Here is a 23213-nt window from a genome sequence, read left to right as displayed (position 1 = left end):
CACGGGGATCCGCCGGATCGATGGCCCCGGCGAAGATTCCGTTAGGCTCGAACAGGTGAGTTCCGTGAGAAGAGTCCTGTCGACCGTGGCCGCGCTGTGTGGAAGGCTCCTCGCCTTCGTCTGCGTGAGCGCCGTCGTCGGTGCGCTGGCGGCTGGACTTCTGGTGCCACTCGTCAGCAGCGCCGGTACCGCGGCGTCCGGTTCCGTGCAGTTCTTTGAGAGTCTGCCCAGCGAACTCACCATCACGCCTCCCGGGCAGGTCAGCAGGATCGTCGCCTCGGACGGATCCCAGATCGCCACGCTCTTCAGCGAGAACCGCACCGATGTCACCTTGAAGCAGATCGCCCCCACCATGCGCAACGCGATCGTCGCGATCGAGGACTACCGCTTCTACGAGCACGGCGGGATCGACCCGGTCGGGATCATGCGGGCGGTGGTGAGCAACGCCTCCGGATCACGGCAGGGCGCATCGACCCTGACCCAGCAGTATGTGACGAATGTGCTCAATGAGAATCTGACGGCCAAGGGCGATTCCTCCGACGTCGTTCTGAACGGCCAGAAGACCACCGGCGACAAGTTACGCGAGATGAAGCTCGCTCTGGGACTCGAGAAGAAGTTCAGCAAGGACCAGATCCTGCAGGGCTATCTGAACATCGTCCCGTTCAGCGGAAGCGCCTACGGCATCCAGGCTGCAAGCCAGTACTTCTTCTCGGTCGACGCCGCCAAGCTCACGCTGCCCCAGTCGGCCCTGCTCGCCGGCCTGGTCAACGGTCCGGGCTATTACGACCCGGTGGCCCACCCTGAGCGTGCCACGGCACGCCGCAACCTCGTACTCGACGCCATGCTGAAGCATGGCTACGTCACGGCCAAACAGCACGACGTCGCAGTGAAGACACCCTTGCGACTCGCCGTGAAGCCCCCGCGGCAAGGCTGTGCCTACGCCTCGCAGGCCGCGTACTTCTGCGACTACGTGTTGCATCAGTTCCTCAACAGCCCGCTCTACGGGAGCACCTCTGAGGAAAGGCTCCGGCTGCTCCAGCGAGGCGGATTGACCATCAAGACCACCTTGGACCCGCGCCTGCAGTCCCCGGCCCAGCACCAGGTGGACGCCACCACGGGGGCCAATCCGGACAAATGGGGTGCGTCGCTCGTCTCGGTGCAGCCCGGGACCGGCAGGATCCTGGCGATGGCCCAGAACTCACGCATGCTCGCCAAACAGGGTTCCGGCTTCGTCACCACGTACAACTTCAACGTCGACAAGACAGATCCGGCCGGTTTGCCCCTGGGAGGAGTCGGCGGCATGCAACCGGGCTCCACCATGAAGCCGGTGACGCTCGCTGCCTGGCTCAGCGAAGGGAAGTCGCCGGATCAGGTGGTCGACGCCTCTCGTCGGGTCTATCCGATGAACTATCCCTGGAAGAGCACCTGCGGGCCCGTGACGGGCGCCTACAACGACGCGCAGACCTCCCTCGGCGCGGCTGGCAATCTGCAGAATGACGAGGACGGCTTCTACCGCCCCATGTCCGTGCGCCAGGGCATCTACTACTCGATCAACACGGCGACCTTCGCCTCCGCAGCAGGACTCAATGATTTCTGCGACATCCAGCGTGCCGCCGATGCCCTGGGCATGCACAACGGCGCCGGGAAGGGCCAGAAGCTGGGTCTGAACACCCTGGGCAATCTCCTGGGCGGCGAGAACGTGGCCCCACTGACCATGGCCAATGCCTTCGCCACCTTCGCCGGCAACGGCACCTACTGCGTCCCGCTGTCCATCACGGGCGTGTCGGATCGCCAGGGCAAGTCGTACGGCGGTCAAGCCACCTCCTGCAAGGCTGGTGCGATCCAGCCCGAAGTGGCCAAGCGTGCAAGCAATGTCCTGCAGGATGTGCTGTCGAAGGGCTCGGGCCTGCTGATCCCGGACAAGGTGAAAGCCCCTGCCGCAGCGAAGACCGGCACCAATCAGTACAACAATCAGACCTGGATCGTCGGCTACACCCGTGGCCTGGCCACGGCGTCCTTCTTCGGAGACCCCTTCAACGCCAGCGAACGACGGCAGGGCCAGAACGTCACGATCAACGGCAAGTTCTACCGCTCGGTGGACGGCGCCTACATCGCGGGTCCGCAATGGGCGCGGTACATGCAGCAAGTGACCGGCTTCTATCCCCATGGAGCATTCGATCCGCCGACCGTGCCGAAGAAGGCCACTCCCAAGAAGGCTCCTGCCACCAAGCCCAAGACCAAGCGGTAACACCGCCTGAGGCCGGCCGGCACCTCGTCTCGATAGGATTGCGGGATGCACCGTCTCGCCCGCATCATCACGGAAGTCCTCTCCCCCACCGTACTCGTCACGGCTTTCCTCCTGGTCAGCTGTGCTTTGACGGACGGCTGGCGAGGTTTCTGGTTCGGGCTCCTCGCTGCGGTCTTCACCGCTTTGGGCCCGTTCGTGGGGATCGTCATCGCCTCGCGGCGCGGCCGCCTGAGCGATCATCACGTGGGAAATCGTAGGCAGCGTCTCCCGGTCCTGTTGGCTTCGCTCGTATCAGCCGGGATCGGTTTTGCCCTCCTCGTGGGCCTCGGCGCTCCGCGCGCGGCCGTGGTGGGTCTCCTGAGCGTGGCTCTCGGGATGGTCGTCGTGGGGGCTGTGAACGCATTCTGGAAACTGAGCGTCCATATGGCGGTGGTCTCCTTCACCACCGCGGCTCTGATCGCGGCACTGAGCCCATGGGGCTGGCTCCTGCTCCTCGTTCCCGCCGCCGTTGGCTGGTCCCGGGTCCGCTTGGGCGACCACACCGTGGCTCAGGTGCTCGCGGGCATTCCGGCAGGACTTCTCGTCTGGGCGGCCTACGCCGTCGCGGTCTGAGATCACGCGTCCGAAAGGGCCCGGATCGCAAAGACCCGGGGCCTTCACCGGCGGAGATCGCAGGAATCGAGAACCTCAGAAACCTTTTAGATATCGGACTGTACTGCCACAATGCGAGTGCAAAGCGAAGTCCCGCGCGGCCCGGAGTGAGGTGACGGAATTGGCGCTGCCCGGTTCAACACCAAAGCCGTCTATTGCAGCACCACCCCTCTCACAGACCGCCGCCGTCTCCGCGTCTGCAAGCGAGAGGATGTCACCTCAGCGCCTCGTGTTCGATGGCGTTATAGATGCGGATCATCTGGGCGTCAGGATCGCAGTGACGACAGTGGATGAGCGGGCGCAGAGATGGCCTCCGGCGAGGATTCTGTCGATGGCGCCCACAACGTGGTGGTCGCGTTGGATCCGGAGTTCTCTCCAGTCGTCCACGACGGATCGCTGGATGCTTCAACTGCCCGCTGGTCTTGACAGGTGTACGCAGCACCCGCACCGGATCCACTGGGACGCAAGGAGTTCTCGTGGGCGGCATAGGTAACGCGCTGTTCCCAGTGGTCGATCTGGGCACCCCAGTCAGCCGTGGCTCTTTTGTGGGGGCCGCGAGTTCGATCATCGCGTTCCTCAGGTCCTCGACGTGTGCGGGGTGAAGGTCGTTCTAGCATCACAGAGCGCTAGTGTGCAACGGCACGAATGTCATGCATGGTGAACGCGTGGCGCTTCTGCTCGCCATGCCCATGGGACCTCCCGCTCGGATGCCTCCTTGCGCATATACGGACATTCAGAGATGTTCTTGTTCCTTTCCTCACAAAAGAGACTCCACACTCGACAGAGCTCTGGTCGGTGTGCGAACTTCCTCCGCGTCGCAAGACTTAGTGACTACGCTTGAATTTTAAAAGTCACTACTTGTAAATACTTGACTAAATCACACAAAGCATGTTTAGCTGGACTTTCCTCGGGGGGAACAAAAACCATTCGCAGCCGACGAGGAGTTGAAGTGAACAAGTTCAAGCGCTTCATCAGCATGTTCGTCATTACATTGGGCTTAGTAAGTGGCGCCGGAGCCGTCGCGGCAAACGCAGGTTACGGAGATGGAAACTATGCGTATTGCCAGATCGGAACCACTCAGGCCGACTGGACCGGCAAGGATCCGCGCAAGTGCACGAGCGGGTACGTGTTGTTCAAGGACTGGCAGGTCGTTCTTCACATAGCGCCGGTTGCGGAGAGCAATCCTATTTGGGACGCGCTCCGGAACGGGTACGATTCAGCACAGAGGTGGTGCGCTAATAACAGCCTTACGTGTACCGTGTTGACCAGTATTGGCGTCGCGATCGTGTCCCCGATCATCTCCGGAGCGCGTAGTTAGGAGAAGCGATGAAGAATTTCAGGTGGAGGGACGTAGTTGGACCGGTGGTGTTGTTCGCTGTGGCGCAGTTCATCTACGCAGTGGTCCTACGAGGTCCGGTTGGTTTGACTCAGCTGCTCATTACTGCCGCGGTTATTGTCGTCGGCTGGGCGGTTGCGACGAGGTTTCCTGCCAAACGGAAGGGTGCTTGATCTTCGAGGGTTGATGATTCCCGGCTAAGGGTCCCGACCATTTTGGCTGGGGCCCTTAGCCGTGCTCTGGTTCTGGGATCAGAAGAACGGCTCTCCCGTACCGCCCACAGGACCAGAGCAAGATCGAATGCTTCGACCCTCAAGAAGTCGCTCACTGCTGGTCCCCGACACAGAACCTGCCCGAGCTGAACAACGACCCGCAGGCGTTCGCCCGGATCTACAACACCGAGCGTCCCCACCGGCCTCTGAACCGGCAAACCCGAGCCAGTGCCTACACGACCACGGACAAAGCCATCTCCGCCACAGCAGAATCCGGCAAGACACAGTGGACGGTACCGAGGAAGTCAGCCTGTGCCACGCCGCGAAACTCCTCCGCCACCTCGGCATCGGACGCCCCACAAAGGCACCCGCGTCGCCCTGATCATCCAGGATAAAAACGTCATGCCCCTGGCCGAAACCACCGGAGAAACCCTCACCCAGCCCGCGGATACCAACCGCGAAAACGACAAAACCCCCAGCCCGAAGACTGAGGGTGTCGCCGATGTCCCAAGACATCATATGTGGAGATGGCGGGAATCGAACCCGCGTCCGATGTCGCTTCAGCAGGGCTTCTCCGGGCGCAGTTTGCGTCGGAATTTCTCGGCCCCAGCCATGCTGCAAACAGCTGGCTGATCCGGGCCCAGTCATCAAAAAGTCCCGATCGCTCCGATGACGAGAGCGATCAGCAGTGGCTATCTAAACGACGCCAGATTCCACGGCGATAGCATCCGTGGGCTGACGGACTGTCTTACTGCTTAGGCAGCAAGAGCGAAGTCAGTGCGCTTAGAGTTGGCACTTATTGGTTTGCAGACATCGTTTACGAGATAAGCCTGCATCCTCGGCCCGCTTCACCTGCCTCGACTGACACCGTCGAAACCGATCATCCCCATGTTCAATTACCAAAATCCCGTACGGTTTCCCGAACAGGACTCTTTAGTATAGTCCTTCTGCAGGATGGACGCTAGCGGCGGTTCCGCGCCCGGAGGGCGCGCTGCGCTTCACGCTTGTCCTGGGCCTCGCGCAGAGAGTGTCGCTTGTCGTACTCGCGCTTGCCTCGGGCCACGCCGATCTCCACCTTGACCCGGCCATCCACGAAGTACAGCTGCAGAGGCACCACGGTGAAACCGCTCTCGCGGAGCTTGTGTGAGATCTTCACCAATTCGGCGCGGTGCAACAGCAGCTTGCGACGACGGCGCGACGCATGGTTGGTCCAGCTGCCCTGGCTGTACTCGGGGATGTTCGTCTGCTCCATCCACAGCTCGTCGCCGTAGAAGGTGCAGAACGCATCGCCCATGTTGGCATGCCCCTCGCGCAGGGACTTGACCTCGGTTCCCATGAGGGCGATGCCCGCCTCATAGGTATCGAGGATTTCGTAGTCGTGGCGCGCCTTGCGGTTCGTGGCCACGACTTTCCGGCCACTTTCCTTCGGCACGGTGGACTCCTTCTTCGTGAAAACAGTCCTTCCAGTCTACTCACGCCGGGCGCTTTCCTCTGCATTCTCAGCCGCAGGAGAACACAGGAACGCTGAAGGACCCGTTCCAATCGCGGAACGGGCCCTTCAGCGGACGGGGAGAACGATCAGAGCAGTCCCATCGGATCAACCGGCGAGCCATTGACCCAGGTTTCGAAGTGGGCGTGGCAACCGGTCGAGTTGCCGGTGCTGCCCGAGTAGGCGATGACCTGCCCCTGGGACACCTGCTGGCCCGGCGACACCACCACGGAGCTGTTGTGGTAGTAGACAGTGGTCAGGGCATTGCCCTGCACCACCCCATGGGAGATCTGCACGGTGTTGCCGCCGCCGTTGTTGAGCCATCCGCCGACCACCACGGTGCCTGCCGCCGCAGCGTGCACCGGAGTGCCACAGCCGACGCCGTAATCCACACCCGTGTGCATGTATCCGCCGGTGCCCCAGAAATCAATGGTGCCGGGCGGTGTCGCGCGCCAGCCCCAGCCCGAGGTGATGGGCGGGTTGCCGTCGAACGGGCCCCTGATGCCGAAGGCTGAGATCGGCCCTGGTGCCGGCGGCACGTACTCGCCGCCGGTGTTCCCGCCACCACCATTGTTCTGGTTCTGCTGCTGGTTCTGACGGGCGGCCTCCGCGGCGGCTTCCTCCGCCTTGCGGCGCTGCTCGGCGAGCCATTCCTGACGGAGCCGCTCATCACGGGCCTTGATCTGCGAGGCCACCTGATTCTGCTGGTCGTTGACCTTGGCCAGCTGCGCCTGGATCTGCGGCTTGGACGCGGAAAGCTCCTTGTTCAGCCGGGTCGTGTCGGCCACCAGCTTGTCCACCTGGGCCTTCTTGCGGGACGCTTCGTCACGCGCCGCCTGTTCACGGGCGAGTGCGGCATCCGCCTGGGCCTTGAGATCGGAGATCTCCTGCTCGACGGCGCTCAGCCGCGCGGACTGGTTGACGTGGATGGCCTTCTGCTGATTGAGCTTCTCCATCGCCGCGTTCTGTGTGCGCAGTGCCTGGTTCGCCAGATCGATGCCGCTGACCAGCTTCTCCTGATCGGTGGCTCCGAAGAACAGCGTCAGGTCGGTGGGCACACCACCTGACTTGTAGGCCTGGGTGGCGATCTGGCCGATGAGCTTCTTGGTCTCGTCGGACTTGCTCGTGTCCTGGTCGATCTGCTGCGAAAGCTTGGCCTTGCTCTGCTGGGCCGCATCCACCCGAGCGGCGAGAGCTTGCGCTTCGGATGCTGCTTCCGCCACCCGGCCCTGAGCATCGGAGAGCGCCTGCTGGGCCCCCGGCAACTGTCCTTGGTAGAGGGTCAGGTCAGCCGCGGACTTGGCGATCTTGCCGTCCAGGAACTCGAGCGAGGCCTGCACATCGGCGGCTTTGTTCTGAAGCGCCTGCTGCTGATCGTCGAGGTTGTCGGCAAAGCCGGGTCCGAGCCCGAGACCCATGAGGAGCGCGGCGACGGCTGTGCCGCCCACCGTCCGGCGGACGAGTGAACGACGGCGGCCGTCGTCGTTCACCCTCCCCCGGGCGAACGCTGTTGAAGTTTTCACTGCGGTCCTTTCCATGGGCCAGTCCTCCGCACCGGAGGCCTCAGGCATTGAGCGGCTTGCGGAGGGTGAACAGGGAAGAGATGCCTGCGATCAGGGCACCGAGCACGATCAGTCCGGGCACCAGCCACAGCGTCTGGGAGTCCGAGATGAACGCAGTCTGCTTGTACTGATCGGCGAGATAACCGGTCAGGAAGAAGTGTGAGATCGCCCAGATGGCACCCGAGGCCAGGACGGCGCCGACCACCGCTGCGATCACCCCTTCCAGGATGAACGGCAGTTGGATGACAGCCTTGGACGCGCCCACAAGTCTCATGATCGCAGTCTCCTTGCGTCTCATGAAGGCCGAGAGCCGGATGGTCGTGGCGATCAGCAGCGCCGCACAGATGATCATGATCGCCGCGATACCGATGGCCACGATCGAGGCGGTGTTCATCGCAGCGAACAGCTTCTCGAGGATCTGACGCTGATCGATGACGCTCTCAACGCCGGGTTGTGACGAGAAGGTCTCGGAAATGACTTGGTACTTCTCCGGGTCCTTCAGATTGACGCGGAACGACGACGGCAATTGGTCAGGCGTCACCGAATCCACGATCGGTGAGTTGGCGAACTGCTCCTTGAAGTGCTGGTACGCCTCCTGCTGCGACTCGAACTGGAAGTCGTTGACGTACTGCCGCACGGCGTCCGAGGCGAGCGTCTTCCGCAGATTGTCCTGCTGTTCCTTGGTCACGGGGCCGGAGGAGCAGTTCGCCGTGGTGGAACCGGGGCTGCACAGGAAGATGGCGACCTGGACCTTGTCGTACCAGTAGCCCTTCATCTGGGTGATCTGCATCTGGAGCATGCCCGCGGCACCGACGAAGGTCAGTGAGACGAAGGTGACCAGGACCACCGAGATGAACATGGACAGGTTCCGGCGCAGACCGTTGACGATCTCGCTGAGGATGAACATGGGCCTCATGCGCGCTCCTCCTCCGGCTTGGCGGCGTCACGGGAGGGCGCCACGATGGTGGGGCCGGTTCCCGTGGCCGTCTGACGTGGAGCGTCGGCGGAGGTGGCCGCCGCATCCTTCTGAGCCGCCGGGACCGTGGGGATCAGGGAGGTGTAGGTCGACTTCGCCTCATCACGCATCACCTTGCCCTGAGAGAGCTCGATGACGCGCTTGCGCATCCGGTCCACGATGTCATCGTCGTGGGTGGCCATGACAACGGTGGTGCCGTTGGCGTTGATCTTCTTCAGCACCGCGGTGATCTCCTCGCTCGTGGTCGGGTCGAGGTTACCGGTGGGCTCGTCCGCCAGCAGGATGTCCGGCTGGTTGACCACGGCACGGGCGATCGCGACGCGCTGCTGCTCACCACCCGAGAGTTCATGCTGCATGCGCTTCTCCATACCGTCCAGTCCGACCATCGCGAGGACCTCGGAGACACGCTCCTTGGTGCGGGCCCGGCTGGCGCCGATCACCTGCATGGCGAAGGCCACGTTCTGGTAGACGTTCTTCTGCGGGAGGATGCGGAAGTCCTGGAACACGACGCCGATCTTGCGACGCAGCTTGGGGACGCGCCAGTTCGACAGCGTGGAGACGTTGTGGCCGGCGACGTACACCGAGCCGGTGGTCGCGACGTCTTCGCGATAGATCATCTTGAGGAAGGTGGACTTGCCAGAACCTGAGGCACCGACAAGGAAGACGAACTCGCCGCCTTCGATGTCCACACTCACCGACTCAAGCGCAGGCTTGGCCTTGGGGTCATGGATCTTCGTGACATTTTCGAATCGGATCATGGCTTCACACAGCCCTGCCGGCGGGCACGGGTGAACCGCTCCAGCGGCCGGGGCCAGGGCCTAGTGTTGGGGGAAGTGATGGCACCGGCACCACGAGTCTATGGTCAGCGTCCCGAGCCCCCCGCTCATTTGGAGCGGCGTGTCGGCTGTTCCGCGAGGTTCCACGCAGCTAGAGCAACTGCCGTTTGCTCAGCATTTCAGCCAGAGCCGGCTGGATGTGCTCCGCGTAGAACATGGTCATGTGCGTGTGATCCTTCTTGATGGGGATCCCATCGGCCAGGGCGGGGCAGAGCCCCTGAGGAGTGCAGTAGAGGGCCCGGGTGTCGATGTAGACGCCACCGGGAGTCGACTCCGCGACCTTCCGGTCCTGAGCCGAAATATCGAACCACTGCTGCCCGACTTCACCAAGACACGCCTGGGGGCCTTTGATCTCGTTGTGGCACTGCCGCATGTCCTTATCGAACGGCGGTGGGCTGAGAACCACCTTGTGCTTCACCGGAGCCAGCACGATCATCGCCTTCCGCAGGCCATCACCCCAGTCCGCCGGGGTGGCCACAGTTCCGGTGCTCGCTCTCCGCTCCGGCACCTGGGTGTTACCGATGAAGACGATGTCCGGCTTCAATTGCGAGACCGTCTTGGCGATGTCGGCCTTGCGTGCGTTGCAGTTCTGATCCTCTTTGGCCGACGGCTTCTTGATGTCGTAGAGGTTGTACGGACATCCCGAGAGACTCATCACCCGGATGTTCCAGCCATTGCTGGCGTAGAGCTTGGTGAGCGGGATCGCCCAGCGCGTCGAGATGGAGTCTCCGACCAGAAGCGCGTGCTTGGAGGCGTCCGCAGGACCCCAGGTGCAGCTCTGGGCATCGTTCACCCCAGGAGCACCGCATGCCCGCAGTCGTTCGGACGGGAAGGGGTCCTTGGTCATGATCTCGTCCATCGAGGGGTTGAACTGTGGCCAGGACGTGGCCTTCACACCCTCCATGAGCTCGCCCTGGATCTTCCGGACGGCTGGACCGTCCACGGGGAAGGCCGGACCATGTGCGCTGGCTCCCACCGCGTTCTTCGGAACCTCAACCGGTGACAGGGACCCTTGAGCTCGCAGAACGGTGATGCCGAGGAGCAGCAGGATTGAGAGCCCCGCAGCGAAGACCGGCCGGACCGGAAGACTCCACGCGGCACGGCCCGGGGAGGCCGGACGGCGCTTGGCCCGGGGAACGAGCCACCCGCTGCGGCGGATCGGATCTTCAACGAGCATGAAGGAGAGCGCGGAAAGCGCGAAGGTCAGAAGCCCCGCCAGGACGTAGTAGCCCGGATCGACGTCGAGAAACACTCCCAGGAAGATGATCACCGGGAAATGCCAGAGATAGAGGCTGAAGGAGATGTCGCCGAGGTACTGGCTGACGCGGTTCGTCAGCACCGGGATCGCACGCTGGGCGCCGCCACAGCCGGCGACGATCACGGCGGCCGTCGCCAGGACCGGAGCCAGACCCGCCGGGGCCGGGAAACCTGCTGTTGGAGAGACGAATGCGAGAGACAACACGAGTCCGAGCAGACCGAGATTCGCAAGCCACGGCCGCACGGCGTCGGGGATCCGCTGGAAGAGCGGTCTGCCGAAGGCGAGCAACGCGCCGATGCCCAGCTCCCAGGCTCTTGAGAAGGTGTCGTAGTACGCCATGGTGGACGCCGAAACAGTCTCCTGGAGTGACCAGACGAACGACAGCGCGGTAAGCACTGCGATCACGACGGCGGCGACGCGCAGTGCAGTCTTTCCGACGGACAGGAACTTCCTGGCCAGCAGCAGGACACCCAGCATGAGCCAGGGCCAGACGAAGTAGAACTGCTCCTCCACGGCCAGCGACCAGTAATGCCTCAGTGGCGAGACGGGCCCGTCAGCCTGGAAGTAGTCACTGCCGGTGATGAGGAAGCGCCAGTTGGCGGCGAACAGCGTGGACCAGATGCCGTCCCATACGGTTTCGATGAAACGCGAAAACGGGAACAGGACCAGGGCGAGAGTCACCGTCACGACGATGACCAGGAGCGAGGCCGGCAGGATTCGCTTGACCCGGCGACGATAGAAGTCGCGGAACGAGATGTGCCCTGTTCGTTCCCACTCGCGGATCAGCAGGCCGGTGATCAGGAATCCGGAGATGACGAAGAAGATGTCGACGCCGATGAACCCACCGGATGGCCAGTGGAAAAGATGATCCGCAACCACGGAAAGCACCGCAACCGCACGCAGCCCTTGGATGTCTGCACGGAATGAGGCATTTCTGACCTTCGTGACGGTCCGCAGGTGACGTGCACCCGGGATCGCTCCCCCGAGCCGAGCGAGTCCCCCGGCACGAGCACGGGCGGCGCCCGTCCCGGGGCGGTTCGCTTCCACTCGGGGAGAATCCTGAGTGCTCACCATCCGCTGGACCGTCCCATGAAGCTCTTAGTCATTCTTGCGGCTGTCCGCACGCCAGCGGATCCCTGCATCGATGAAATCGTCGATCTCGCCATCGAGGACCGCGCTGGTGTTGCCCACCTCGTGGTTCGTACGGAGGTCTTTGACCATCTGGTACGGGTTCAGGACGTAGGAGCGCATCTGATCACCCCAGGACGCCTTGATGTCGCCGGCCAGTGCCTTCTTTTCAGCATCCTCCTCTTCCTTCTTCAGGAGCAGGAGGCGGGACTGAAGCACACGCATCGCCGCAGCGCGGTTCTGAATCTGTGACTTCTCGTTCTGCATGGACACCACCACGCCCGTGGGCAAGTGGGTCAGACGGACAGCAGAGTCCGTGGTGTTCACGGACTGTCCACCCGGACCGGAGGAACGGAAGACATCCACGCGGATCTCGTTTTCCGGGATGTCGATGTGATCGGTCTGTTCGATGAGAGGGATGACCTCGACAGCGGCGAAGGACGTCTGGCGGCGACCCTGGTTGTCGAAGGGGCTGATGCGAACCAGGCGATGGGTTCCGGCTTCCACACTCAACGTGCCGTAGGCATACGGGGCATTGACCTCGAAGGTCACGGACTTCAGCCCGGCCTCTTCGGCGTAGGAGGTGTCCATGACCGTGGTGGAGTGGCCGTGGCGTTCGGCCCAGCGCAGGTACATCCGCATGAGCATCTCAGCGAAATCCGCGGCGTCGACGCCACCGGCGCCGGCACGGATGGTGATGACCGCCTCGCGCTCGTCGTAGTCACCCGAGAGGAGCGTGACCACTTCGAGTTGCTCCAGAGAGGAACGGATGCTCCCGAGTTCGGCTGCCGCCTCGTTCATGGAGTCCTCATCGCCGGCTTCCTGACCGAGTTCCACCAGGACCTCAAGGTCGTCGATCCGGTCCGCGAGCTTGGTCAGACGCTCCACCTCGGACTGGCGGTGCGACAGACGGGAGGTGACCTGCTGAGCCGCGGCGGGATCGTCCCAGAGGTCCGGGGCGCCTGCCTTCTCGCTCAACTCGGCGATCTCCTTCCGGAGGGCGTCGACATCCGTCACTTGGGCGATCGAGTCGTAGGTGGCCCTCAGGGCACGGATCTCTGCGGGAAAATCAATCTCAGCCATGGTCATCCAAGCGTACGGCATGGCGAGGCGACTCGATCCATCACGGGCTTGTCGCGCTCAGCGCACGAGCACCGCACGAGCGGTGCTCTGTGACTCCAGCACCACGCCGTCCGGGAGGAAGAGACTCACCACGGGCGGGTGAGCCACCGCCTGCAAAGTCACCCTGGAGCTCCGTCCGTCCTGACTTCCCGACGCTTCCAGGATCCGCAGCCTGTCGAGCCGTCCGCTCTCGGGGCTGTGCGTGAGGTACTCGCTGACCGCCGAGCGGACCCGGGAGTCGTCAAGATGCGCGGACGCCCGGCCTTTGTCACTTCCCCTGATGTCCGCGACATCGAAGCTGTCCGCTGCCGCCGCAGCCGCCCCGTCGGTCACGGAGAGCAGCCGCTGGTATTCAAGATGAACGGAAGATGCGGCCATCAGGACCGTGGCAGCCAGAAGGGCGATCACCAGGTACCCGAGCGTAAGAACGTTGATACTCCCCCGCTCCCGGTGCTCGTCCGGCATCGCAGAGGATCGTCCCGGCGCTCTGACTGCACTGAGGTACCCCGCAATACGTACCCTCACGGTCTGCTCATCGTTTGAGTGCTGCGCGCCACGAGATGGGCGGCGTCGAGCCCGAGGCCCGCCGGCGTGAAGGGCAGAGGCACATCGACTCTGATCTCGACCGTGACGGCTGTTCCGCTCAAGTGGCACTCCTCGGGCTCACACATGACGGTGAATACGGCCGCTTCCCGTGGCAGGCCATGGTCAGAAAGTGTCAGGCCTATGGCCTGCTCCATCGCTTCGTAGGCATCACGCTCCGTCGTCGCCCGCACGAAGACCTTGGCGGCCTGGTCGGCGGCTCCGGCCGCAGCATAGGAGGCGCCCTGTATCTGCGTGATGGTGATGATGAAGTAGAGCAGTGGCACCAGCAACATCAATGAGAGGAAGATGAACTCGACGGCGGCGCTTCCGTCCTCGCAAGGCTCGCTGCAGGCAGGACGGACTTCCGGACACCGTGCGTTACCGGCGACGCGCCGCATGACCGGTCACTTCGAGGGTCTGGCCTGGGCCCATGAGCCCGAACAGTGGGAATGCCGATCGAATGGTCACGGTCACGACCGCTCCACCACGGCCGGGTTCTTCGACGGCCGAAACTTTGTGCTGCAGGCCGTCACCCAGCGACGACGAGACCAACTCCCGGGCACGTTCGGCTGCGTCGTCGACCGAACGGTCTGCGAGCGCCCCGTAGCGGGCACCGGAGGACGCGGCGTCAATGAGGCTGTTCCTCACGTGCAGAAGAAGTGTCAGTTGAAGGATTCCGAGGAAGAGAACCGTCATCAAGGCCGCGATCAGCACGAAGTCGACGACGGCGGCTCCGTCCTCCCGGTTCCGTCCTTTCCCGAGATGCTCCACGAACTACTTCTTGGAAACCGTGTCAATGGCCTGCCGGAACAGGCTCTCCAGTGCCGGACCCGCTAGGGCAAGCAAGAGAGCCACCAGAGCGGCCGTCATGAGCGTGACCATGACCCAGCCCGGCACGTCCCCACGTTCCATCGGGTCGTCCTCCGGCGCGCCAGATGCGCTCGGAAGGCCACGGCTCAGCAGCGCTGCGGCGGCGAGGAACATCGTCGACAATGCCGTCCAGGCCATACATCCGGCACGGCTCCACCCGGCGCTCCCGGGCTTCGAACTCGGCTGCTGCGCTTGTCCCGGGACGCACAAGCGTCCGTGGTTTCCTGACTCGGTCATGATGTCCTTTCGTTGAGATGTCAGAGCATGATGGTGATGGCGGCCAGGCCCGGGAAGACCGCGAAGATCACCGTGAGTGGGAGGACCCCGAAGACGACCGGCACCATCATGGCGATCTCACGGCGGCCGGCCGACTCCATGAGTTCTCGCTTACCGAGATCCCGGACGTCCTGGGCTTGTGCCCTGAGAACTTCGGCGAGCGGAGTGCCCCGCTCACTGGCGACGACGATCCCGTCGACAAACCTCTCCACGGGTGCCAGCCGGACCCGGCGTGCGAGATTCTGAAGCGATTCGAGCAACGGGGTCCCGGCCCGGGAATCCGCCAATGCCTGCGCGAACTCCCCGGCCAGTTCCCCCTGTGCGACCGCCACGACCCGCTCCAATGCCGACCTGGCGTTGGCACCCGCTCCGACCGCGAGCGCCAGCATCTCGGCCAGTCCCGGGAACTCCCGGAGCATCTTCCGTTCCCTGGTCCGGATGCGATGGCTGAGCCACTGCTCCCGTGCTAAGGATCCAGACACGGCAGCGAGCAGCGCGGCCAGGATCGCCACTGTCGCAGGGATGTGACCCGTGAGCACCGCGATGACCGCCAGGGACAGTGTTCCGGCGAAGAGCGCACCCCCGATTAGGAGCTGCTCAGCCCGGAAATCGAGTGGCGCTTTCTTCACCGCTGCGCGGTCCAGGCGGAGTTGGAGCGCAGCATGGCTGACGGTGAACCGTCCCAGCCACCCGCGGGCATCCCTCAGCAACGGAGCGAGGATCCGTTCCGCCGGCCCGAACGGGGTCAGCTCGTGCTCCGCCGTTCTCAGAAGTCTGGAACTGGTGTCATACGCCCTCAGCTGGGGCGTAATCCGTTCCGTCAGGGTAGTGGCCCTCATGAACGGCAGCCTCAGGAGAGTCACCCACAGACCGACGCCCAAAGCGACGCCCAGGAACGCACTTGCCGTCGTCGCGCTCATCCGAGTACCCGTTCCTCGGACGGAAGTGCGGCGATCCGCAGCATCGCCCGGTAGCAGACAGTGGAAACGAGCAGCCCGCCCAGCAGAACTGCGACCCCTGCCGGGGAACTGAAAGCTGCCACCGCCTCGTGTCGGCTGGCCATCATCAACAGCACCAGCCAAGGGGCCGCGACAGCCAGTCTCGCCGCGTTCACGGTCCAGGACTGCCGGGCCTCCAGTTCACCCCGAGTTCTGGTTTCGTCGCGCAAGAACTCCGCGAGGGTGGAGAGCAAACGACCCAGATCGGCGCCGCCCACGTCCCTGGTCAGACGAAGCGCCTCGACGATGCGGTCCGCGACAGGATCTGCGAACCGCGACTTCAAGCGATCAAGAGAAGTGTCGAACTTTCCACCGGAACGGTAGTCGGCAGCGAACTCCTCCAACGGCCTTCTCAGCTCCTCAGGCCCCTTATGGGACAGCTGAATCAGGGCTTCCGGGAGGGACAGGCCCGCACGGACTGCGGAACGGAGGTGATCCACCGCGTCCGGCCACGCCTGGCGCAGCGCGGCCGCGCGCCGTCGTGCCCGCCAGCGCACAGTCGCCCAGGGCAACCACACCGCGAAGAGCCCGAAACAAAGCGCAATGGGAAGGGAACGGGTCCCCGCGAGCACCAGAACCGCAACCGTGAACGCCCAGACCACGCTGGTGATCATCAGCGCCGTCGGTGTCACCCGTTCAACACCGGCGTCCCGCAGGACGACGGCCATCCTGGACGGACGAGGCGTCCGGGAGCTCCGCTGGTGCCGGGGCCAGCAGGACGACCAGAGCAACAGGAATCCGAGGCCCAGGAGCACGCCGAGAACCGCCGGCATTCACGCCACCTCCAGGAGGGATTCCAGGTGATACCCGGCCCGGAGGAATTTCTCTTCGTCCGGCCGGTTGCCGGTGGGCACGAGAACTCCGTCGACGATGGAGAAGATCTGGCCGGACTCGATGATGTTGTTCTCCACCCGTCTCCCCAGTGCCAGGATCTCGGAAACGACCCGCCGCCCATTGGGGAGCCGGACGCAATGAACCACCAGATCGATGCAGGACGCAACGGTCGGAACGACGAAGTCGCTACTGATGTTTCCTCCGGCCAGAAGGGGAAGGGTGCAGATCTTCGTCACGGCGTCCCGGGCGGAGTTCGCGTGAACGCTCGCCATGGATCCCACTCCTGAGTTCATCGCGATCAACATGTCCAGGCTCTCAGCGGCCCTGACCTCTCCGATGATGAGCCGGTCCGGGCGCATTCGCAGGGCTTCTTTGACGAGCCTTCTGAGGGGGATCTCCCCCTCCCCCTCAAGGTTGGGCTGCCGACACTGAAGCCCGACCACATCCTGCATGGGGCACTGGAGCTCGAAGACCTCCTCCACGGTGATGACCCGCTCCCGTGTGCCGATCGCCGATGTGAGGCAATTCAGAAGTGAAGTTTTCCCGGCTTGGGTCGCACCGGAGACGAGGATGTTCAGTCCACTGCTCACGGCCGCACCGAGAAACCGGGCCGCGGGCCGGGTCAACGTCCCGAGATCCACCAGGTGCTCCAGGCGAGAGGCGCGGGCGACGAACTTGCGGATGTTGATCGCCCAGTGCCGCTTCGTGACATCGGGGATCACCACGTGCAGGCGGGAACCGTCCGGCAACGAGGCATCCACAAAGGGGCTGCTGAGGTCGAGTCGTCGTCCCGAGGTCTTCAGCATGCGCTCCACCAGGTCTTCGACTTGCTCCTGCGTCAGCTCGAGTCCCGTCTTCTCGGTCTCACCCCGGCGCGCGACGAACACCTCCTGCGGGGAGTTGAGCCAGATCTCCTCCACCGTCGGGTCATCGAAGTAACTCTGCAGTTCCCCGAAGCCGGCCACCTTCGCCAGGATCTGCTGCTGCGCGGCCTCCGCTGATCCCAGGGCGGGCAGCCCTCCGGCGAGCGAACGTTCTTCATAGTCACTGACAGCATCTGTCACAAGACGACGCACCAGCCGGTCATCCACCTGGGGATCTATTCCCCGGCGCCGGACCAACTCCCGCACCTCGGATTCAACGATCTGAAGGGCCTCCATGGCACGCCTTCCGTTCAAATATTTGTCATATCTCTGTCACGTTATGGCATATCAATCGGCAATCCAAGTCATATTCATAAAAATTGTGGATAAGTGGCGCTCATTTCACCTCCGGTCGGGAGGGAACCGCCCTGTTACGCTGGTTCCATCATGTGAGATCCAGGTTCCGTTTCTCATCGTTTCCCCTGCTTTTGGAGAGCACCATGTCTCACGGGTCCTTGCCCACCTCTCCCCTGGGCGCGTTGCGCTCCCACGCCTCCCAGTGGGGTTGCGTGCTCACCGTGACAGCCCTTCTCGTGGCTACTCCGGGCATCGCTGTCGCGAGCCCGACTCCTCCTCCCACGCCGCAACCGGCGTCCACGGCCGGCGTCGTCCCGGAGGGTGCTGTCGCCGGCGACCCGGAGACCGCGCGCAAGGCAGTCGGTGCCGTCGGCGCGACCATGAACACGAATGCGCGGTTCAAGCAGGTTGACGCGGTGGGGCTTCAGGGGCCCGCTCCGAAGCCCGAGGCACGCACAGCCCAAGAGAAGTCCGACTTCCCCGAGGCTCCGGCATCCTCCGGTTCCGGCCCGGTGACCGGTTCAAACGGATTCTCCCGCATGGCCCCCGCCGACTTCAGCACGGGCCATTGGCAGCCCGGCTTCGGAGTCCCGGGACAAGATGTCAGCGCTTGGCAAGGAACTGTCAACTGGGCCAGTCAATGGAACCTCGGCTCGCGTTTCGCATACGTCAAAGCGAGCGAGGGCGCCTACTACACCAATGCCAACTTCGGCTCTCAGTACACCGGTTCCGCGCAGCAGGGTCTGATCCGTGGTTCCTACCACTTCGCCATCCCGAGTTTCTCCTCGGGCGCGGACCAGGCCCGTTACTTCGTCAACAACGGCGGCGGATGGAGCCGGGACGGCATCACTCTGCCTCCGGTCCTGGATATCGAGTACAACCCTTACGTCGGACGCACCGACCTCGGTTTCAACCCTGGAGACACCTGCTACAGCATGGCCGGGGCAGCAATGGTCAAGTGGATCTCCGACTTCGGTTCCACCATGCTCCAACTGACCGGGCGCTATCCCGTCATCTACACCACCACCGACTGGTGGACTCGCTGCACGGGCAACTCCGCAGCCTTCTCGAACTACCCGCTCTGGATCGCCGCTTACCCCTCCACACCCAGCACGACGCCGGGAACGCTCCCCGCCAGCTGGCAGCAGTACAGCATGTGGCAGTACAGCGACTCGGGTCCCTTCGCCGGAGACTCCAATGTGTGGAACGGCGACTACACCGGACTGCAGCGGTTCGCAACCGGAATCCCCTCCACCGACTTCGCTCGGACGATCCGGCTCTCCGCCGGAGACTTCACCGGTGACGGCCGTACCGACCTGATCAAGAAGCAGAGCAACGGCCAGCTCACACTCCAAGCGGGTACAGCCGATTCCTCTTTCGGCACCCCGACTACGATCGGCACCGGATGGAACATCTACGACATCGTCGTCGCGACCAAGGATTTCACCGGAGACGGCATCCCCGACATCCTGGCGCGCGATGCAGGAGGAAACCTCTGGTTGTACCCAGGGGACGGCCGGGGAGGCGTCCTTCCCCGTGTGCGCATCGGCACCGGATGGACTGTTTTCCAGCAGATCATCGCCCCCGGTGACGTCACCGGGGACGGTAAGAACGATCTCCTGGCCATCGGCACCGACGGCACACTCTGGTTGTACCCCGGCAACGGAAACGGCGGCTTCCTTGCCCGACGCAGCATCGGAAGCGGCTGGCAGCAGTTCACTCAGGTCCTCGGCGCAGGCGACTTCACCGGTGACAAGAATCCTGACCTCCTTGCGGTGACCGGCACGGGTGCGCTGATGCTCTACCCCATGACATCGTCTGCCGGCTTCGCTCCACGGATCACCATCGGGCAGGGGTGGAACTCCTTCTCATCCATTCTCGGCGGCCTGGATCTCAACCGGGACGGCACGAACGACGTTCTGACGGCTGACGCTTCCGGAAAGCTGACGGCCTACCTCGGGAACGGCCAAGGCGGCTTCGCGACCTCCACTCCGATCGGTTTCGGCTGGCAAGGATTCACATCCGTCCTCGGAAGCGGAGACTTCGACGGCGACGGAAACTCGGACGTTCTTGCCAGGGACGGCTCCGGCCTCCTGTACGTCTACCCGGGCAACGGACGCGGAGGCTGGCTTCCCCGACGACAGATCGGTGCCGGGTGGCAAGGCTTCACATCCGTCTCGGTCGCACCGTCCTTCGTGGCGGGAGGCGGAGTCTCTCTCCTGGCCCGGGCCACGAACGGAACCCTCCTCCTCTACCCCACGGACGGCAAAGGCAACTTCCTCCCCCGGCGCGTCATCGGAAACGGATGGCAGATCTTCTCCTCGATCATCGGCGTGCCGGACTGGAACGGAGACGGTCGCGGAGACATCATCGCCCGGGCCGGCAACGGTACCCTCTGGCTGTACCCAGGCGATGGGAAGGGCGGATTCCTGCCCCGTCAGGCCATCGGGAACGGGTGGCAGATCTTCACGAACATCGTCTCCCCCGGAGACTTCACAGGGGATGGCGCCTCCGATCTGATCGCCACCACGAGCGACGGCACGGCGTGGCTGTATCCCGGTGATGGCCGGGGCGGGTTCCTCCCACGTCGTCAGGTCTCCGCATCCTGGAATCCCGGCGATCTCCTGGTGCCCGCCGGTGATTTCGCCTCCACCGGATCGCCCGCCGTCCTTGCACGGTCTGCTGACGGAACCCTGAAGCTGACCCTGGGGAACGGACAGGGCGGCATGCGCAACGTCATCCTCCCCATGGGGCTCGGATAAAGCCCCTCGGACAACGCCACCGGCCTCTGCCCCTGACCTTTTGACTGTCTGACCTTTTGATCAGGGGCGGAGGCTGTCCTCTACCGTGACCTCCGCGGCGGCCTTGCGTCGACGGGCCAGGAACACCAGCGCCCCGGCCACGGCCACTATGCCACCGACGCCCAAGGTGATGAGCCCGGTGACCAGGTCTCGCGGAAGGGATTCGGCCGCCACGACGAAGGCAACAGAAAGCAGACCCGCGAAGAGGAAGTCTTTCAACGGCCAGTGGCCGCTCAGATAGCGGCGGGCCACCAGATAGTACATGGCACCGAGCAGGACGAAACTCACAGCTGAGGCGACCGCCACCAAGGTGAGATTTCCCTGAACTGCGGGGAAGAGCGCGATCAGAATGCCGAGGACCAGCGCCGACGGCGAAAGAATGGCCAGCCACCAGGTCTGACGCACGGCGAACAGCAAGGTGGTCGCCGTCAGGTACAGCGCGTATCCCACCGCGACCAGCGGCATCACCTGTGCCAGCGGAATGAGCGTCTCCTTTCCCTGAGCCATCAGGTGGACCACCACGTTCGCGGCACAAGCGGCCAGGAACACCAGGATGACGGAGATCCAGCTCGCCGTTCTCGCAATGCGCGAAACCTGGGCCGTCCGCGCTTCGCCCCGACTCGACATGATGGACGCCACCCACGCATTGTTGAGGGCATTGAGAACGGTGATGGTGCCCAGAACGAAGATCTGCACCTTGCCGTAGTCACCTGACAGGCCCGGTGCCGCCACCACGGCCAGGAGGAACGGCATGCCCTGGGTCATGAGCATCAGGGCACCCGTGTGAGGCAGAACGGGAAGTCCGATCCGCAGGGACTCCCGTACGATTCCCGGCATGCTCCACGGATTGCTCGGCTTGGTCCAGGCCCAGGCGACCATCGCGCTGACAAGTACGCCTGACAGGTAGCCGAGCATAAAGTAGAAGGGCTCAGGGCCCCAGATGACCATGACGAGCAGACCGACCGCGTAGGCCCCCATCGAGGACATGAGACTGAGCGCCACGAACCTGACGGCTTGTCCCTTGGCCCGGAGAATCGCCTGAGCGCTCAGAACACTGGCCTGGAAACCGAGCGCGATGATGGCCAGCCCGAAGACCGGTGGCCAGCCGGTGAAGTTGGCGATCGCGATGTAGCCGAGCCCGATCACCACGCCGAGGCCCGCTCCGCCGAAGGACAGGAAGCCGCTGATCGCGCGGGAACGTTTCGGCCCGTTGTCCTTCTCGAACCAGGAGTTCGTGATCTCAAGCGGCAGACCAGCCGTGGCGAGGACCACACCCACCTGGATCACGGAGATGGAGAGGAACAACTCCTGCCATTTGAAGTCGTCATGCAGAACCCGCAGAGTGATGGGTTGCAGAAGGAAGACCCCCGCACCCTGGAACAGTGCGCCCAGTAGATACAGTGCCGAATTCCGGCCCACCGAGCTACTCGGACGGGCGGACTCTGAGGTGACGGACACGCTGATCACAATCGTCGAAGGAGGGCCCGGAGTCCACCGGGCCGTCGGTCAGAGGAGTTGCCCTGCTTGCAAAGGCCGGCACCCCGATACCTGGGAATGCTACCTTCCCCCGGTCCACAGAGCCTGGAAGGACCGGCCCCGCCGCATCCCCAGTGGCGGTACCCACCAGGGAACATCCGGCTCCGCAACAGCGTTCCGCCATGTATCAAACACTCATGGCGTATTCTGAAGAGCGGTCCTGCGTGCCTCACGGGACCGCGTTGCAAGCCATCAGAAGGACTTCGATACGTGGACATACAAAACCACTTCTACGGACACTCCGCCGTCCTGGCAGGGTACGCCGGATTGGACCGGCCCCGGCACTTCCAAGGACTCCTGCAGCATGGATGGACGCCGGTGACTCCGATCCGCACCCATTTCGCAGACCTGGCCGGGTCGGCACCCGCGGGCAATCTGTTCACGTGGACGCACGACTCCAGGGGATGGACCGAGGAGCAGTCCCAGCAGGAGACGGGTTTTTCGAGCACTCCCATCGGTTCGCCGGCCCTCTATCTGGCCGAAATGATCGAACGGAACGGCGAACGTCCCGAACCCACCCTCGGAACGGTCGTGTTCCCCTTCCACGGGACCCGGCTCGTCGCCGTCGAAGGTGACCAGGCGGCTTACGCCCGGGAGATCTTCGAGAAAGAGGGGCCGTCGCTCGTCTGCATGCACGCTGATGATCTGCAGCGTCCCGACGTCGTCGCAGCGTGGAAGGACGCAGGACACCAGCTCACCACGGCCGGTGAGCGCCGCGACCCGGACTTCCTGGCGAAGGTCCTCTGGCTCATCATGAATTCGCGCAAGGTCGTATCGAACAGGCTGGCCACGGCCCTGGTCTATGCCGCAGCGGTCGGCACTCCGATCGAGATCTACGGCCCGCACTTCCAGATCGCAGGTATCCAGGAAGAATCCTCGGAAGAGTACCTCCGCAAACTCTGGCCCGAATTCTACGATCCCGAAGTCACCCCGGAAGCGCTCCAGGCCCTCGCACGAGCCGAGCTCGGTGCCGCATCCATGCGCAGTCCCGAGGAACTGCGGGATGTCCTCGGCTGGAATGGCAGGGGCTTCGTCGCCGGTTTCCATTACTGGCTCGGGGCTCCGCTCGCGAAAGCCGCGGCGATCCTCGGGCTGAAGAAGCGAGAGGTCGGACCCGTGGTCAACGCGGTCAAGGTCTCACCGTGGCACTTCGTCTTCCATCCGATGGAACACCTGCCCGACCGCCTGCCGAAGAAGGTCTCAACCCGTCTCGTCCAGCCCCCTCTGGACATTCAGCGCTGACTCCCACCGCCATAGCAGGAACGCGGTACAGCA

19 protein-coding genes and 1 other RNA gene are annotated in these 23213 nt (G+C 63.7%); 5 read left to right on the top strand and 15 right to left on the bottom strand.

Annotated features, from left to right (window positions below):
- Positions 1-55: 55 nt before the first annotated feature.
- From ACIPXZ_RS02450 to ACIPXZ_RS02440, 3 genes are all read left to right on the top strand, one after another.
- Complete coding sequence (locus ACIPXZ_RS02450) at positions 56-2248, top strand: transglycosylase domain-containing protein (RefSeq protein ID WP_400590536.1); 2193 nt, start codon at positions 56-58, stop codon at positions 2246-2248.
- Positions 2249-2293: 45 nt separating this feature from the next.
- On the top strand, positions 2294-2860 hold the full coding sequence (locus tag ACIPXZ_RS02445; RefSeq protein WP_400590535.1) for a phosphatidic acid phosphatase: 567 nt from the start codon (positions 2294-2296) through the stop codon (positions 2858-2860).
- A 1625-nt stretch (positions 2861-4485) separates the two neighbouring features.
- On the top strand, positions 4486-4842 hold the full coding sequence (locus tag ACIPXZ_RS02440; RefSeq protein WP_400590607.1) for an integrase core domain-containing protein: 357 nt from the start codon (positions 4486-4488) through the stop codon (positions 4840-4842).
- Positions 4843-4966: 124 nt separating this feature from the next.
- Here ACIPXZ_RS02440 and ssrA read toward each other — a convergent pair.
- The 14 genes from ssrA to ACIPXZ_RS02370 form a co-directional block, all read right to left on the bottom strand.
- Positions 4967-5335, bottom strand: a transfer-messenger RNA (tmRNA) gene (gene ssrA, locus ACIPXZ_RS02435).
- 73 nt (positions 5336-5408) lie between these two features.
- On the bottom strand, positions 5409-5879 hold the full coding sequence (gene smpB / locus ACIPXZ_RS02430; protein WP_400590534.1) for an SsrA-binding protein SmpB: 471 nt from the start codon (positions 5877-5879) through the stop codon (positions 5409-5411).
- A gap of 146 nt (positions 5880-6025) precedes the next feature.
- Positions 6026-7459 (bottom strand): peptidoglycan DD-metalloendopeptidase family protein, encoded by a 1434-nt coding sequence (locus tag ACIPXZ_RS02425; protein ID WP_400590533.1) that lies wholly within the window; start codon positions 7457-7459, stop codon positions 6026-6028.
- Between the two features lie 40 nt (positions 7460-7499).
- Complete coding sequence (ftsX, locus tag ACIPXZ_RS02420) at positions 7500-8414, bottom strand: permease-like cell division protein FtsX (protein ID WP_400590532.1); 915 nt, start codon at positions 8412-8414, stop codon at positions 7500-7502.
- Positions 8411-9232 carry a cell division ATP-binding protein FtsE gene (gene ftsE / locus ACIPXZ_RS02415; protein WP_400590531.1) on the bottom strand — a complete coding sequence of 274 codons (822 nt, stop codon included), beginning with the start codon at positions 9230-9232 and terminating at the stop codon, positions 8411-8413. The genes ftsX and ftsE overlap by 4 nt, the downstream gene beginning before the upstream one ends.
- Before the next feature lie 169 nt (positions 9233-9401).
- On the bottom strand, positions 9402-11615 hold the full coding sequence (locus ACIPXZ_RS02410) for an acyltransferase family protein (RefSeq protein WP_400590530.1): 2214 nt from the start codon (positions 11613-11615) through the stop codon (positions 9402-9404).
- A 51-nt stretch (positions 11616-11666) separates the two neighbouring features.
- Positions 11667-12779 (bottom strand): peptide chain release factor 2, encoded by a 1113-nt coding sequence (prfB, locus tag ACIPXZ_RS02405; protein ID WP_400590529.1) that lies wholly within the window; start codon positions 12777-12779, stop codon positions 11667-11669.
- Positions 12780-12836: 57 nt separating this feature from the next.
- Positions 12837-13343 (bottom strand): hypothetical protein, encoded by a 507-nt coding sequence (locus ACIPXZ_RS02400; RefSeq protein ID WP_400590528.1) that lies wholly within the window; start codon positions 13341-13343, stop codon positions 12837-12839.
- Positions 13340-13696: a hypothetical protein gene (locus ACIPXZ_RS02395; RefSeq protein ID WP_400590527.1), complete on the bottom strand. Its 357-nt coding sequence runs from the start codon at positions 13694-13696 to the stop codon at positions 13340-13342. The genes ACIPXZ_RS02400 and ACIPXZ_RS02395 overlap by 4 nt, the downstream gene beginning before the upstream one ends.
- A gap of 85 nt (positions 13697-13781) precedes the next feature.
- Complete coding sequence (locus ACIPXZ_RS02390; protein ID WP_400590606.1) at positions 13782-14099, bottom strand: TadE/TadG family type IV pilus assembly protein; 318 nt, start codon at positions 14097-14099, stop codon at positions 13782-13784.
- 78 nt (positions 14100-14177) lie between these two features.
- A complete protein-coding gene (locus ACIPXZ_RS02385) occupies positions 14178-14387 on the bottom strand; it encodes a hypothetical protein (RefSeq protein WP_400590605.1) in 210 nt (69 codons plus the stop codon).
- A gap of 143 nt (positions 14388-14530) precedes the next feature.
- On the bottom strand, positions 14531-15469 hold the full coding sequence (locus tag ACIPXZ_RS02380) for a type II secretion system F family protein (RefSeq protein WP_400590526.1): 939 nt from the start codon (positions 15467-15469) through the stop codon (positions 14531-14533).
- The gene (locus ACIPXZ_RS02375; protein ID WP_400590525.1) at positions 15466-16320 is read right to left on the bottom strand and encodes a type II secretion system F family protein; all 855 of its coding nucleotides are present in this window, start codon (positions 16318-16320) and stop codon (positions 15466-15468) included. Before ACIPXZ_RS02375 ends, ACIPXZ_RS02380 begins: the two co-directional genes overlap by 4 nt.
- Positions 16321-17541: a CpaF family protein gene (locus ACIPXZ_RS02370; RefSeq protein ID WP_400590524.1), complete on the bottom strand. Its 1221-nt coding sequence runs from the start codon at positions 17539-17541 to the stop codon at positions 16321-16323. It lies immediately after the preceding gene.
- 203 nt (positions 17542-17744) lie between these two features.
- Between ACIPXZ_RS02370 and ACIPXZ_RS02365 the strand changes: the two genes are divergently transcribed.
- Complete coding sequence (locus ACIPXZ_RS02365) at positions 17745-20363, top strand: GH25 family lysozyme (protein WP_400590523.1); 2619 nt, start codon at positions 17745-17747, stop codon at positions 20361-20363.
- 60 nt (positions 20364-20423) lie between these two features.
- Here the strand turns inward: ACIPXZ_RS02365 and ACIPXZ_RS02360 are convergent, their stop codons facing one another.
- Positions 20424-21860, bottom strand: coding sequence for a lipopolysaccharide biosynthesis protein (locus ACIPXZ_RS02360; protein ID WP_400590522.1), 1437 nt, complete (start codon positions 21858-21860; stop codon positions 20424-20426).
- Between the two features lie 288 nt (positions 21861-22148).
- On the opposite strand from ACIPXZ_RS02360, the gene ACIPXZ_RS02355 reads away from it, so the two are divergent.
- A complete protein-coding gene (locus ACIPXZ_RS02355; RefSeq protein WP_400590521.1) occupies positions 22149-23180 on the top strand; it encodes a hypothetical protein in 1032 nt (343 codons plus the stop codon).
- Positions 23181-23213: the final 33 nt, after the last annotated feature.

This window comes from Arthrobacter sp. NPDC090010, from assembly GCF_044748305.1.
Classification (GTDB): domain Bacteria; phylum Actinomycetota; class Actinomycetes; order Actinomycetales; family Micrococcaceae; genus Arthrobacter_E.
The sequence above is the reverse complement of the archived record's forward strand: the minus strand, read 5'-3'. Positions and strand labels throughout refer to the sequence as shown.

Bases quoted from the DNA above. Each gene is read 5' to 3' on its own strand.
- ACIPXZ_RS02365 (WP_400590523.1), top strand. From the start codon at position 17,745: ATGTCTCACGGGTCCTTGCCCACCTCTCCCCTGGGCGCGTTGCGCTCC.
- ACIPXZ_RS02385 (WP_400590605.1), bottom strand. From the start codon at position 14,387: ATGTTCCTCGCCGCCGCAGCGCTGCTGAGCCGTGGCCTTCCGAGCGCA.
- ACIPXZ_RS02445 (WP_400590535.1), top strand. From the start codon at position 2,294: ATGCACCGTCTCGCCCGCATCATCACGGAAGTCCTCTCCCCCACCGTA.
- ACIPXZ_RS02380 (WP_400590526.1), bottom strand. From the start codon at position 15,469: ATGAGCGCGACGACGGCAAGTGCGTTCCTGGGCGTCGCTTTGGGCGTC.
- prfB (WP_400590529.1), bottom strand. From the start codon at position 12,779: ATGGCTGAGATTGATTTTCCCGCAGAGATCCGTGCCCTGAGGGCCACC.
- ftsE (WP_400590531.1), bottom strand. From the start codon at position 9,232: ATGATCCGATTCGAAAATGTCACGAAGATCCATGACCCCAAGGCCAAG.
- ACIPXZ_RS02390 (WP_400590606.1), bottom strand. From the start codon at position 14,099: ATGACGGTTCTCTTCCTCGGAATCCTTCAACTGACACTTCTTCTGCAC.
- ACIPXZ_RS02395 (WP_400590527.1), bottom strand. From the start codon at position 13,696: ATGTTGCTGGTGCCACTGCTCTACTTCATCATCACCATCACGCAGATA.
- ftsX (WP_400590532.1), bottom strand. From the start codon at position 8,414: ATGAGGCCCATGTTCATCCTCAGCGAGATCGTCAACGGTCTGCGCCGG.
- ACIPXZ_RS02375 (WP_400590525.1), bottom strand. From the start codon at position 16,320: ATGCCGGCGGTTCTCGGCGTGCTCCTGGGCCTCGGATTCCTGTTGCTC.
- ACIPXZ_RS02370 (WP_400590524.1), bottom strand. From the start codon at position 17,541: ATGGAGGCCCTTCAGATCGTTGAATCCGAGGTGCGGGAGTTGGTCCGG.